We start from the raw sequence: 12,791 nt of genomic DNA, 5'->3' as shown, positions 1-12,791 counted from the left end.
AACTATACTATATTGCTCAAATATGGAACAATTTTATATATTATCGAAAACAATAGAAAGACGATATACTAAAATATGACTTTTTTTAATACCTCTAAATTATCCACCAAACTTCTCATAAGCTTTGGAACGCTCTTCATAGTTCTATTTGGCATTTCAAATGGATACCTTTATTTCCAAGCTACAAAAATGGTGGAAAAAAACACTACTGAACAAACGGTGCCCGCACAAGCATGGCGGCCGGCTTTTTTGCTAAGAACCTACTTAGAATACTTGGAAATCTATAAACATAAAGGAATTATCCATAATGCATTTGTTGAAAAGTGGCTTAGTATCGCTCCTGAAAAAAGAGACGAATTGATCATGGCCAAGCATTTGGATATGCTGTCGTCTCAAATAAAAAATATGGAATCTGGAGGCGAAACAAGCAACTTCTACGGTATTTTCATTCCCAAAAGCCAAAAAAGATATGAATCGTTTTTAAAAGAGTCCAATGATTCAATGGATCTTCCTATCATTCAATGGCTTATATCGCTTTCTTATTCACAAGAGGAAAAAAGCCACTGGAAAATATTCGAAACCAAAGAAGATGGTAAAACACATATTGTCACAGCTACGCCTATAATTGCTGAGAATGGCGACATTACAGCTATAGCCTATGTGAAAGGAGACATCACTGGACTGCCCGAATATTTAGCCCAAGTAATCAATGTAGGAGAAAAAGGCTACAATTTCATCGCTAATCTTAATGGTGAAATAATAATTTCTAGCTCTCCGGAGTTCGAATCCTATGGAAACATTCACGGCATTAATGTTATGAGCGATGCTTTCGACGACATGATGTCTTCGGAAAAGAAGCAAACTCTGTATGAGTTGGATGGAGAGAAACGATTCATGGTCTCAGGAAAACTAAAACCATCTCCTTGGATTATGGTGACTGACGCTTCAATTACTGAATCATTGGCTCCGCTTGATAAAGAATTCAAAATCTCTTTGCTTATCGAGCTGATTCTCATCGCTATCGGCTTGATTCTCATTTTCATTATGATCAAACGTTTTTCCAATGAAATAAAAGTCCTAAAAGATTTCACCACTGAATTAGGCCAAGGAAATATAGATGCCAAGCTCCAATCAGAAAGCAAAATAAAAGAAATCAAAGAACTGGGCTCTTCATTCGTCACACTCCGTAACAAGCTCTCAGAAGCTATTAATTTCGCTCATGAGATTAGCAATGGTATTCTTGACGCAAAGTATCCACAACTTGGAGAAAACGATGCATTAGGCAAATCAATCAGACAAATACAGCAATCTCTAAGCAAATACAACGAAAAAGAGCAGAAAAACAGATGGATAACCGAAGGTCTAGCGGAATTCGCCGTCATCCTTAGAAATGGAGGCAATGTAGCGGAAGTTTGCGATAATATATTAAGAAAACTCATCAAAAAGATCGAGGCGAATCAAGCTATCATTTTCATAGCTGAAGAAAGAGGAGGGGAGACTTTATTGACGGAAAAAGCTACCTACGCTTATAGCCGAAAGAAATTCCATACAGAAACAATCACTTTAAAACCCGGAGAAGGACTAATAGGACAGATTTATCTTGAAAAAAGGACAGCAATCTATAATGAAATCCCGGAAGAATATGTTAAAATAACCTCTGGGCTTGGAGAATCTACAGCCAGAAACGTGTATATCATCCCTTTGATTTTCAATGATCATGTATACGGTGTGCTGGAAATCGCAACATTCGACCCAATAGAAGAGCATAAACTGGATTTCATAGATAAATTATCCGAAGCGATAGCATCCACCATATCAATGATTCAAACCAATGATCAGACTCGTCGCATGCTCGATGAAACTAAAGTTCAATCCGAAGAGCTTAGGTCTCAAGAGGAGGAGCTAAGACAAAATCTGGAAGAGTTATCCGCCACTCAGGAAGAAAATGACCGACAAAAAAGAGCATACGAAGAAGAAATAGCTCTATTGAAAAAAGAGATTAAGGAATTAAAAATGCCAGTCTAATTACAAAGAGCCACCCATCAAAGGTGGCTCTTTGTAACTTTCGAATATCAAATCATTAAGCAGTCGCAACTGTCTTTTTATCTGTCACAAAAACGATATAACATATTGACGCAATAACCATCAAATAAGGGTAGTATAAGCTCTTCATTATATCAAATGGTCCAACACCCGCAATTCCTACCAAACTAACCGCAGTCAATATCTGAGCGCCATATGGTATAGCTCCCTGCGTAAAGCAGGAAAATGTGTCTAATAAACTAGCGGATCTCGCTGGGCTAATTTCAAATTTTTGAGCGATTTCTTTAGCCAACGGACCAGCAATCACAATAGCGATCGTATTATTTGCCGTGCATATATTCACCAAACTTACCAATGCCGCAATACCGAATTCAGCGCTCTTTTTGCTATTTAATCTCTTTACCGTAAAATCCAATAAATATTGAATTCCGCCATTGATACGAATCAACTCAACCATACCGCCTATGATCATGCATATGATTATCAACTCACCCATTCCTGAAATACCAGTGTTAGCAGCTTGCAAGATAGTCACTATAGTCAAATCTCCAGTCAATAATCCAACTACACTAGCGATTACTATACCCAAAGACAATACAGCAAACACATTCAAGCCTGACAATGCCAAACCTAATATAGCAAGGTATGGAAACACTTTGACATAATCAACACTTTCAGGAACCTGCAAATAGGTATCTCCGTGTTGAAAAACAGAATACAAAACTATTGTCGCAACAGCGGCAGGCAAAACAATTTTAAAATTCATCTTGAATTTATCACGCATTTTTGCTCCTTGTGTTCTGCTCGCCGCTATGGTCGTATCTGAAATCATCGATAAATTGTCTCCAAACATAGCTCCTCCAATAATAGCGCTAAGCACCAATGGAGCTTCAATCGTGGATTTTGACGCTATGTCAGCGGCTAAAGGAGCAAGAGCGGCTATTGTTCCCACAGAGGTTCCTATCGAAACAGAGATAAAGCATGCGATTATAAACACACCAGCAACCAACAAATTCCCAGGAAGTATAGACAAGCCCATATTCACAGTCGCGTCAATAGCTCCTGACGCTTTTGCAATCTTGCCAAAAGCTCCCGCTAAGATAAATATCAAGGTCATTAACATTATGTCCTTTCCTCCAGCACCTTTGGCGTATGCTTCAAACCTTTCGCCTAAAGGCATAAAGCCACTTTGCCAAAAAGCCACAGCAGCGGCAACTAAGAAACAAACAATTGCGGGAATAGAATAGAAGTCGGCATTCAACAGCGAACCTCCAAGATAGAGAATAATAAAAACCAATAATGGTAGCAAGGCCTTAAAATTGGCTTTTGGAGATTGAGACATAATATATTTTTAAAGATTGTAATTTAACCTGATTATGTAACGGACAAAAGTATCCGATGAATCTCTAAAAACACAATTTAAATTATTGAAAAACAGTCAAATGATAAAATCTATTGTTTAAATGAATTCGACTATTGTTTTATTAAAAAAATCATTTGACTCCACGGTTATCATATTTTCATAAGTTTAGAAATCGAATTTCATTGAAAAATTTGAAAAACCTTAAATCTAATCACAATATATTTAATATACAACAAATAACTCTCAAAAAAACATCAACCCATGAATAAATAAGTAAGCGAATAAACGAAGCTACAGTGTTTAATTATGTTAAATTAAATAGCTCCGTTTATTTAAATATTCTTGATTTATTACGCTTTACAGCTTTCTTGAATTTTGCTTTCAACAGTTTCAGTTACTTGCACCAAAATATTGAATGCATTTTCAGCCATCGTATTTTCTTGGTCAAGAGTAGGGTTTATCTCAACCATTTCCCAACAGACTACTTTATCATTAGCAACCAACTGCCTGTTAATATCTCTAGCTTCCTCAACACTCAATCCATCAATAACAGGTGTACCTGTTCCAGCTGATATTCTTGAATCCATGCTATCAACATCAAACGATACGTAAATGATATCGCAATTCTTAAGCAAGTCCAAAGCTTCTTGAGCAGCATTAACAGCACCCATTTCTTTTACTTCGCTAACTTTGATATTTCGAATCCCATACTTTTCTATCAGACGATCTTCCGGATCCTCAGTATCTCTAACACCTATAAATACGATGTCATCCATTTCAACCTTTGGTCCATCAATCCCTATGTTCTTTATATCTTCCCAAAGCTCTTTTGTTTGCTCCTTAGGCTCGTTAATCTGTTGCTCCAGATTATCAATGCCTGCAACCATAGCAAGCGGCATCCCGTGCATATTCCCACTTGGCGTAGTATAAGGAGTATGCAAATCACCATGAGCATCAATCCAAATTACTCCCAGTCTTTTGCCCGGGTTTGCTTTCTTAATTCCAGAAATTGTTCCCGCAGCGGTAGAATGATCTCCAGCTAATACTAATGGAAAATTTTCTTCGGACAATTCTTCAGCGACAGAATCCGAAACATTTGTCAAGACATTTTTCACGCCATTGATTCTCTTTGCATAAGGATAGGGATTTTCATCCAAAAGAAGTTCATTTTCTGTCTCAACTTCAGCTACCTCTTTATCAAAAAAGAATTTAGACTTAGCATTCAGTGATGCCACAACTAGAGCTTGGTAGCCCATTGAAGCACCTCGCGTACCCGCGGCAATTTCCGAAGGCACCGAAATTAGTTTCAGTGATTTAGTTTTCATATGACTATCGATATATTAATACAATTAAGAACTTGAGAACTTCAAGCTGAGATATAGGTATGGTATAGCAGAATTGATTATCGCTTATGAAAAAGCCAATAGGTGTGAGGGCTTAAAAGTATCAGTAAAACCTTTAAGCAAAAATATGTTGGCAATTCTATTTATTATGTTGTCTACCATATATAGGCTAAAATAACAACATTTCTCTAATTAACCAAAATTGCTTCGATCTAGTAGACTTGTCTAAAAATTGAGAAACAATATTCCAAAGAACAAATTATATATTCAAGTCCCTCAGACTAGGGGCATAAGCTCACATTATAAATAAAAAAACATGTCTAATTTATCCAAAAATCAGCATTACCTAATTGAAAAAGTTTCCCTTGCAACCAAAAATTATATATTAAACAAAGACCCATTATCAATACTAGAAAAGCATTTTGAAGACAATATTGAAATAGGGGAGAGTATTGAGGAGTCCATTTCACTAGATATTCATAATGGATATGGTATAACCATAGGCAAAGAAGCCTATACCTATTGGGCGTCTTTAAGAGGCTATTGGAAAGTCACAAGTCCACTGCAAGGCAGATGGTCAATAAAAGTTATAGATACTATTAGTGGTCAAAGTCTATTTGAAGGAAGTGGTATTGCATCGCAAACAGAAGTTCCTTTTTTCTTTAAAACAGGCTTTAAAACTCAGCTTAAAGTGGAAACTGCTTGGAGCGAATCCGACTCTGCGACTCTTAATTTGCATGTAAAATGCTCATTCTGATATAAATTTCAAAAGACACTGCACTTTTTTTCAACATAATAGGTATATGAATTAAATATATAATTAAATACTCCATAAAAATCAGCATTAATCAATTAAAATAATTTTATTTTTCTTTTTTAATAGCATATTTGTTATTTATTTTATGGGTATGAAAACTAGAGACTTAATATTAGACACCGCACTAAAGCTATTTAACAAATCGGGACTAGACAATGTCTCGCTTAGACAAATTGCGCGACAAGCTGGATTAAGTCAAAGCAATGTTACATATCATTTCAAACATCCATATGATATTTTCAAAGAGCTCTTCGCTCAATTCAAAGAAAAAATCATGGGTGTATTCAACGGAATAGAGAAAAAGCATATCAACTTGCTACTCTACATTCACATCATTTCAAAAGCATCGCTTGTGCAGCAGAAGTATGCATTTATTATGCACAATATCATTCAAATGAATCAATATGATTCTGAATTCAAAAAAAATGTGTACAAGTTTATTGACAACATCTATTCAAAAATCAATTTCATTTTCATTCAATTAGAGAAAAAATCTATTATCAGCAAATCTATACATGATAAAAAAGGCACCTTATTATCTCTTAGATGGCTTGTGCTTTGGAAATATTCACTTTCTCACAAATCTATAATTGCAAAAGATGACTACACTTTCATCTTTCAAATAAAGAACTTATGCTTTGTGATATACCCACTATTGAGTTCCAAATCAAAAGAAGCATTTGACATATTGTATCAAAATTATGAACCCATTTTCATCAATGAATACAGGATACAAAATGAAAAAACGTAAATGGAATTATCTGAAACTAAAAGTAAAATAATCGAAACCGCTATAAAACTTTATCATCAAAATGGAATCAACAATGTAAGTATTGAAGAAATTGCATTAGCTTCAGAAATAAGCAAGGGTAATTTCACATATCATTATGCCACTAAATCCGAGTTGATAGACGCTATATTAAGCAGCTACTGTTTTGAACTCATTAGTGTATTTGATAATATTGACAGCAATGCAATAGATTTAAAATACTATAAATTTGTTATCGACAGTATATGCGAATTACAAAAAAAATATGAATTTCTGCTTTATAATATTTTCCAAATTCTACAAGAAAGCAAACGTGGCAATGATATCTTTAACAATACGATAAAAAAGCTATATCCTTTCGGATTTAAAATTCTAAATGAATTGAACAAGGCAGGCGATATCCGTTCATGCGACTCAAAAGAAGAAATGAAAAGTTTAATTGACCAATATGTGATTCTTACCAACTATGGAATTCATATGTTCTCAAGCGATCAAAACCCCTTGGAAATGCATCAACAAACCATGGCAAGCATCATTACTCCTTATTTGACAAAAGAAGGAGATAAAAAGTATAAAAATTTCTATTGCTAGAAAAAAGGAAAGGGGACAAATTGTCCCCTTTCCTTTACAAAATTTCTTAATTTTCTTAGTCCAAATATGCCAATAAAGTTCTAGCTGTCTTCTTGAACTTTTCAATTTGACTAGAAGAAATTTCTTCTTGATTATAAAGAGGAATCAACGAATCCCTTAATTGCTGAACCATCCCCTTCCTCACCAAAAACTCTTCCTTAACTTCAACACTTAGGTCTTCAGTTGGCTTCTTTTCTACAACCGATTTGATATCATCAACTTTATCAATTTTGAGAGCCCCTTCAACCTTTGATAATTTTTGAACATCCGTCTTGTTAACCTTAACCTTGCGTTGAAGAATATCCTGCTTCATTTGAGGATTGGACTCGGCAATTTTTCGCAGACCTTTCGCAAATTGCTCATCTCTCTTAATCGTTTTAGCAGACACATTCAACTTTTCAGCTAGCTTCTCAGCTGTTTTTTTAGCTTCGGGGTCATTTTGTCCTCTTAGCTCAGTATATTGATTGGCTCCTGTACCTCCTGGCTTTTTCTTCTCTCTCTCATAATACAAGCCTCTTAATTCGCTAGACTGCTCTGGCGTTAAATTTCTTCTTCCTAATTGATTCAAAATCATCCAATCCTTCACCTCTTCAATATTCTCGAATGGAAGAATTTTAAGCTTAAAGTCCTGGTCAACACCCTCGGATTTTAATTTTTGAATGATAGAATATCTATTATGTCCATCTATTAGGACTTGGTCATCATCCCTTTTCCAAATAACCAATGGGTCACGCACTCCTTCCTTTCGAATATTCTCCTCCAATTGAGCTCTTTCTTCATCAGTGGGAGTGGGAATGAATTGTTTTAATTCTTCTAAGACTTTCAATTGCTGATCAAATTGCTTGATCACATTGCTATTCGCTCTGAGCTTTTTTTTAGTATTGATGGAAAAGGTGCCTCTTTTAGCCATTCATTACCTCCTTGGCTAATGACGCATAATCCAAGGCTGCATTGCTTGAAGGAGCATGATCGAAAATTGACAATCCCAAAGTTGAAGCTTCAGGGAAATGTTTATAGTTACGTATCACAGTCTCAAAAACTGGTTGATGATTATCTCTAATACTCTCTTCCAAATCTTTTCCAACAACCAAGCCTCTTTGCTTAGTTATCAAAACTCCCAACAACTTGATATCGTCATTCACATCCTGAACTTCAGATATAGCATCTCTCACAGTTTGCAACCCGCCAGCGGCCATGCCTTCAGGCTCAACAGGTATGATTACATCTGTAGATGCATTCAAAGCATTCAAAGTGAAAAAGCCTAGGGATGGAGGACAATCAATCAAAACAAAATCATATGACTCTGTAATACTCTTCAATGCCTTTTTAAGTTTTATATAGGCTTTGATACTGTTCGAAAATTCCTTTTCAGCGGCAGCCAATTCTAAATTACCAGCTACGATATGCAAATTTTCTTTGATAAAAAAAGGCTCAATCGACTGATCATCCATAATAACATCCACGATGTCTTGATCAAGCTCATCAAAAGGAATCCCCAAATGATCTGACAAATTAGCCTGAGGATCAAAATCTACTAAAAGAATTTTCTTGTCTAAGTTAGCGAGAGCGGCGCCTAAATTTGCCGTAGTGGTCGTCTTGCCTACACCACCCTTATGATTTATTATACTTATTATTTTGGTCATGGTCTACTATTAAAAATATTCGTGAAATCGTTTCAAAAGGCCACTTTTAACAAATATAAAAATAAATTAAACGCACAGTTCTCCAAATAAAGAAAACTAAATATAATTTTTGACGCCAAATTTGCGTTAATGATAAAAATGACAAAACCGTAATATGATACTACTCGAAGTCCTGGAAACAAAAGAATTTTATGTAATCGCCAGTCACACAATGGCTGTATTTGTTGTTTGCGCTATAGCAATCGTTTCATGGAAATATATAGAAGGCAGGTAAAGACTTGCATCTATGAAACACAAGCCTTTTAAAATTTATTTAAGAGCTGATTTTATCTCTTCCCACTGGTGGTCTTTAACACTATTGTAGTCAAAAATCGAAATTCCTTTTGCTCCGTTTTCCTCGGCAATTTCTAAAGCTTTCTTTAGCTCTCCTTTTTCAGAAAACGCAGGAATAAACATCCCCCCAAAGACATCACCATCGACAGTCTCTACGCCTTCTTTAAGCTGCTCACCAACCCAATCAAGTTCAGCATTATAGAAATTATGATAAACCATAGGAAAATAAAAATCTAGTTTCCATTTCCCCCAATCCTGATATACCATTTCTCTTGACATCGAAGGGGAGGGGAAGACTGCGGACGAAATCAACTTTCCTCTATTATGCGCCAATGTGGTCAACTCATCAACAACTTCTGTCACTTGATCAAACCTAAACTGCAACCACTGCTGATCATTCTCTGGATTTTCCAAAGTTAAAGGATCTATTCCGTATTCGCTTTTATATTTTTCAACCAAGTATGGGTGATAGCCATAATCCCATTCTGGATACGCCTTATCTTGATTGATATCATATTTTGGTTGCAATGTAGTTGGTAAAATGACATCCACATATCGAATATAGTCAAGGTGAATTCCATCAAGTTCTTCTATCGAAGCATAATCTTCCACCAGTTCTTTCAAGAAATCTTTTACACCGGGAATAGCAGGACACATAAATTTATAATAATCAACATAAGCTTTTTTATCCTCTATAGATTCTCCATTTTGATTAACACTCAACCATTCCGGATGCTTTTCAGCCAAATCAGGTCTATTCATACCCCACATCCATGCATGAAGACTTAATGAAAATTCTTTTGTCAAAGGAGCTATATTTCTCACCTGCTCAGGCGACCCTCCAAATAAAATACCTTCTATACCTGAGTCTGATATTTTAGTAAGCACATCTCTCCACTCTTTTTCAGATCGATTATCATTAGCATGTACCCAAATCCAAGAGTTCGGACTCTCGCTTTCTTGAATACTTTTACCTAAAACCGCATGCACGCCTACAATTAAGCATGATAGCAAAAAAAATAAAATTAACTTTTTCATATTGAAAATAATAAAGGATTTATCTGTGAAATTAAAATTCATCATTTAGAAGCATCAGACCAAAGTCTTGAAGTGTAGTCTATTTTCCATAATTTCCCGGATGGGCCTTTAGACGATATTAGAAAATAACTGGAAGTGGATTCCAACACATAATCAGTTTCGTCAATATTGTCATCGATCAATTTCAAAGCTGACGCATAACTGCCATTTTGTTTTCTATAAGCTTGTTGCAAATGAAACAATCTAACCAAGTCCAGTTTGAAGAAGTAATCCTCATCTTCAATGAACTTCACATCACTATCATGTGAACTCTTATCAGCGAACTGCACATAACCCCAAGTCTCTGGATTATGCATAGCCACAACACCTTGAGGAGACCAAACCCAATTGCGTTCAGGTAATAGATCTCCATTGTTATTTCTAAGTTTTTTGTATTCGCCATTGACAATTTCAGTATCCCATTGCACTCTTGAGAAGTTTACTCTCCATTGATCTCCATCAACAGGGACCTTGTCATCAAGGACATTAAAAGACATGCTCTTCCAAGGAATCGCTACTTCAACAGTCCACTTTTCATCCTCATCAGCAGGCTCGTTCAAAGTTCCATAAATCTTCACTGCCGATTTCAATCCATCAATGTTCCATCCATTGATGGCTGGTCCGCCAGCTCTGTAAGGTTTAGCCATAAGCAAATCCCAAACCGTATTAAGAGCGTTTACTTCATACTCAAAGTAATTCAGGTTGTCGCCATCAGGATCAATAAAAATCTCAAAATCATTGTCATAATAAATAATTGAATCACGCTTCTCAATATTAGCCCAAATATGTTTTTCTTCAAGCTCAGCTGCAAAGTAGAAGTATTTCTCATCCCAAAGCATTTTCACACGGGTATTGAAATAAGGCAAAGGCATATCCGGACCTTCAATATCTATAAAATCATCCGTCCAAGGAGCATTCTCCCATGCGGGATCAGTTATATTTCCATCAATATTAGGAGCTGTTTCCGCCTTATAACAAATATATGTTTTGGGCTTTTCGTTTAGCTTTGTAATTTGCCCATTAGCATACAGATTCGATAACAGTAGCAAAAACGCCATTAAAAAAAATTCTTTTCTCATGAGAGTTATACTTGAAAATTCACGTGAAACAAAATTTACGGAACAAAAAAGAAACATTGTATTTGATCCATTTTAAGAACGAAACCTCACAAAAAATAGTGCAAAAAAAAAGAGGATGTTTCAAACATCCTCTTTAATTATTCATATAAAATTATCAACCTCTATACAACCTGGCCTGCTGACTGATAATTCTTAATCTCATTTTCAAGATCTATAATTCTTTGCTCATTCTCTTCTTTTATTCTCTGCATTTCCTCTTGGGTAGCTGTCATCTCTTCCATATTCTGTCTCAACTCTTCTTCCTGCTGTCTCAACTGCTCCGACTGATCTTGTGTTTCTTCAAGCAACCTGCGTGTTTGTTCATTTATTTGACTATTTGCCACATAGCTTCCTATCATCTGAGAAGCTTCTTTCAAAAAGTCTTTGGCAAATTCATCATACTCTTCAAATGAAGCCAATTCAATAATAGCTCTAACCTCGTCATTGTGTTGCATTGTTGCAAGAACTAAACTTTTTGGAGTGGAATCACCAAGGCCAGAAGTTATCTTCACAAAATTCTCAGGCACATCAGTCATATAAATCAAGTCTCTCTCAAGATAGATTTGGCCGATCAACCCTTCTCCCGGAGCGAAGGACATGCCCATATATTTTTTTCTGTCATAAGCATAGCAAGCGCTAAGGTCAATGCTAAGCCCTTCATCCCTTTTATTGACCAGATAAATAGCTCCTTGATTAGCTCCTAAAAACTTAATTATTGTCGACAGTAACTCATCTTTAACATCGTCCAAGAGAGTTCCAGGTTTCAATATTCTCGAGACCTTATTTATTCCTTCAGCTTTCCATTCTCTTTTCTTGTCAGCTTTTTGTTTTATTTTCAACTCCTCAATGTAAGTTTCCATACTTTGAGAATTAGATGCTAATTCATTGTTCTTTTTCTCCATTTCAGACAATAATTCAGCATTTTCATCACCAACGGTCTCACTAATCCATCTTATACAAAATGATGCTATCAAAAGAATAAAGATCGAAATTACAAATGAAATATAATTCATATTCGCTGTCTGAAAGAAATCCACTCCCTTTAAATCAGACTTGAACAATGTGTCTATATGAGAAAGTTGAATAAAGACAGGCAACAAACAAATTATATTCGCGGATATGAGCTGAGTTCTTTCCTTTAAACTCAAAAACACCCACGGCATCACCAATAAAGACATTACTACTATAAAAATGGACATTGTAAAAGGTCTTCCCATTTCTAATAACTTGAAATGAAAAACAGAACCTCCAAGCACTCCAGCTACAGACAGCACAAACCTTGCAGTTAAATTATCATTTCCTTTATTCAAGAATATTACTCCCAAGTAAGCCAATAAAGTCAAACTAGGGTAGGTGAAAAGTATTGGCGAAGCTTGGTAACCAGTGATCACAAATGGGATACAGAAAATTGCTATCAAAAATGCAGCTCCATTGCTTAGTCGGTAGTTGTTAATTTGGACCTTGCCAAAATCATCTTTTACACCAGCGTTTAAAATGCGATTAACTAAGTTCATAAAAAAAGAGTAAAATCAATTCATCAATAATAATTGTACAATACAAATGGATAATTTTTGTAAATGTAACTTTTTTATAGAAAATAAATCACAATAAAATCAATAAAATGAAATTTCACACCTAAAAAACAAAATTAACTG

11 protein-coding genes are annotated in these 12,791 nt (G+C 35.5%); 4 read left to right on the top strand and 7 right to left on the bottom strand.

Features of this window, described 5'->3' with window-relative positions; genetic code table 11:
* Window positions 1-75: 75 nt before the first annotated feature.
* The gene (locus tag AABK36_RS22280) at window positions 76-2,025 is read left to right on the top strand and encodes a GAF domain-containing protein (protein WP_309940874.1); all 1,950 of its coding nucleotides are present in this window, start codon (window positions 76-78) and stop codon (window positions 2,023-2,025) included.
* A 55-nt stretch (window positions 2,026-2,080) separates the two neighbouring features.
* On the opposite strand, the gene AABK36_RS22275 is transcribed toward AABK36_RS22280, so the two are convergent.
* Both AABK36_RS22275 and AABK36_RS22270 read right to left on the bottom strand, forming a co-directional pair.
* Window positions 2,081-3,385, bottom strand: a complete 1,305-nt coding sequence (locus tag AABK36_RS22275; RefSeq protein WP_309940876.1) for a Na+/H+ antiporter NhaC family protein — start codon at window positions 3,383-3,385, stop codon at window positions 2,081-2,083.
* A 371-nt stretch (window positions 3,386-3,756) separates the two neighbouring features.
* On the bottom strand, window positions 3,757-4,731 hold the full coding sequence (locus AABK36_RS22270) for an arginase (protein WP_309940877.1): 975 nt from the start codon (window positions 4,729-4,731) through the stop codon (window positions 3,757-3,759).
* A 334-nt stretch (window positions 4,732-5,065) separates the two neighbouring features.
* On the opposite strand from AABK36_RS22270, the gene AABK36_RS22265 reads away from it, so the two are divergent.
* From AABK36_RS22265 to AABK36_RS22255, 3 genes are all read left to right on the top strand, one after another.
* A complete protein-coding gene (locus tag AABK36_RS22265; protein ID WP_309940878.1) occupies window positions 5,066-5,506 on the top strand; it encodes a hypothetical protein in 441 nt (146 codons plus the stop codon).
* 151 nt (window positions 5,507-5,657) lie between these two features.
* The gene (locus tag AABK36_RS22260; RefSeq protein ID WP_309940880.1) at window positions 5,658-6,317 is read left to right on the top strand and encodes a TetR/AcrR family transcriptional regulator; all 660 of its coding nucleotides are present in this window, start codon (window positions 5,658-5,660) and stop codon (window positions 6,315-6,317) included.
* Window positions 6,318-6,926: a TetR/AcrR family transcriptional regulator gene (locus AABK36_RS22255; protein ID WP_309940882.1), complete on the top strand. Its 609-nt coding sequence runs from the start codon at window positions 6,318-6,320 to the stop codon at window positions 6,924-6,926. It begins immediately after the preceding gene.
* A 55-nt stretch (window positions 6,927-6,981) separates the two neighbouring features.
* Here the strand turns inward: AABK36_RS22255 and AABK36_RS22250 are convergent, their stop codons facing one another.
* From AABK36_RS22250 to AABK36_RS22230, 5 genes are all read right to left on the bottom strand, one after another.
* On the bottom strand, window positions 6,982-7,875 hold the full coding sequence (locus AABK36_RS22250) for a hypothetical protein (protein WP_309940883.1): 894 nt from the start codon (window positions 7,873-7,875) through the stop codon (window positions 6,982-6,984).
* The gene (locus tag AABK36_RS22245; RefSeq protein WP_309940884.1) at window positions 7,868-8,608 is read right to left on the bottom strand and encodes a ParA family protein; all 741 of its coding nucleotides are present in this window, start codon (window positions 8,606-8,608) and stop codon (window positions 7,868-7,870) included. The genes AABK36_RS22250 and AABK36_RS22245 overlap by 8 nt, the downstream gene beginning before the upstream one ends.
* 309 nt (window positions 8,609-8,917) lie before the next feature.
* Window positions 8,918-9,979 carry a family 10 glycosylhydrolase gene (locus tag AABK36_RS22240; RefSeq protein ID WP_309940887.1) on the bottom strand — a complete coding sequence of 354 codons (1,062 nt, stop codon included), beginning with the start codon at window positions 9,977-9,979 and terminating at the stop codon, window positions 8,918-8,920.
* A gap of 41 nt (window positions 9,980-10,020) precedes the next feature.
* Window positions 10,021-11,097 carry a carbohydrate-binding family 9-like protein gene (locus AABK36_RS22235; RefSeq protein WP_309940891.1) on the bottom strand — a complete coding sequence of 359 codons (1,077 nt, stop codon included), beginning with the start codon at window positions 11,095-11,097 and terminating at the stop codon, window positions 10,021-10,023.
* 161 nt (window positions 11,098-11,258) lie between these two features.
* The gene (locus AABK36_RS22230) at window positions 11,259-12,650 is read right to left on the bottom strand and encodes a GAF domain-containing protein (RefSeq protein WP_309940892.1); all 1,392 of its coding nucleotides are present in this window, start codon (window positions 12,648-12,650) and stop codon (window positions 11,259-11,261) included.
* Window positions 12,651-12,791: the final 141 nt, after the last annotated feature.

This window comes from Aureibacter tunicatorum (assembly GCF_036492635.1).
Classification (GTDB): domain Bacteria; phylum Bacteroidota; class Bacteroidia; order Cytophagales; family Cyclobacteriaceae; genus Aureibacter; species Aureibacter tunicatorum.
Note: the sequence above shows the minus strand (reverse complement) of the source record. Positions and strands in the feature narration are given on the sequence as shown.

Excerpts from the sequence above, each read along its gene's own strand:
- AABK36_RS22280 (WP_309940874.1), top strand. The coding sequence starts at position 76 with ATGACTTTTTTTAATACCTCTAAATTATCCACCAAACTTCTCATAAGC.
- AABK36_RS22275 (WP_309940876.1), bottom strand. The coding sequence starts at position 3,385 with ATGTCTCAATCTCCAAAAGCCAATTTTAAGGCCTTGCTACCATTATTG.
- AABK36_RS22270 (WP_309940877.1), bottom strand. The coding sequence starts at position 4,731 with ATGAAAACTAAATCACTGAAACTAATTTCGGTGCCTTCGGAAATTGCC.
- AABK36_RS22265 (WP_309940878.1), top strand. The coding sequence starts at position 5,066 with ATGTCTAATTTATCCAAAAATCAGCATTACCTAATTGAAAAAGTTTCC.
- AABK36_RS22260 (WP_309940880.1), top strand. The coding sequence starts at position 5,658 with ATGAAAACTAGAGACTTAATATTAGACACCGCACTAAAGCTATTTAAC.
- AABK36_RS22255 (WP_309940882.1), top strand. The coding sequence starts at position 6,318 with ATGGAATTATCTGAAACTAAAAGTAAAATAATCGAAACCGCTATAAAA.
- AABK36_RS22250 (WP_309940883.1), bottom strand. The coding sequence starts at position 7,875 with ATGGCTAAAAGAGGCACCTTTTCCATCAATACTAAAAAAAAGCTCAGA.
- AABK36_RS22245 (WP_309940884.1), bottom strand. The coding sequence starts at position 8,608 with ATGACCAAAATAATAAGTATAATAAATCATAAGGGTGGTGTAGGCAAG.
- AABK36_RS22240 (WP_309940887.1), bottom strand. The coding sequence starts at position 9,979 with ATGAAAAAGTTAATTTTATTTTTTTTGCTATCATGCTTAATTGTAGGC.
- AABK36_RS22235 (WP_309940891.1), bottom strand. The coding sequence starts at position 11,097 with ATGAGAAAAGAATTTTTTTTAATGGCGTTTTTGCTACTGTTATCGAAT.
- AABK36_RS22230 (WP_309940892.1), bottom strand. The coding sequence starts at position 12,650 with ATGAACTTAGTTAATCGCATTTTAAACGCTGGTGTAAAAGATGATTTT.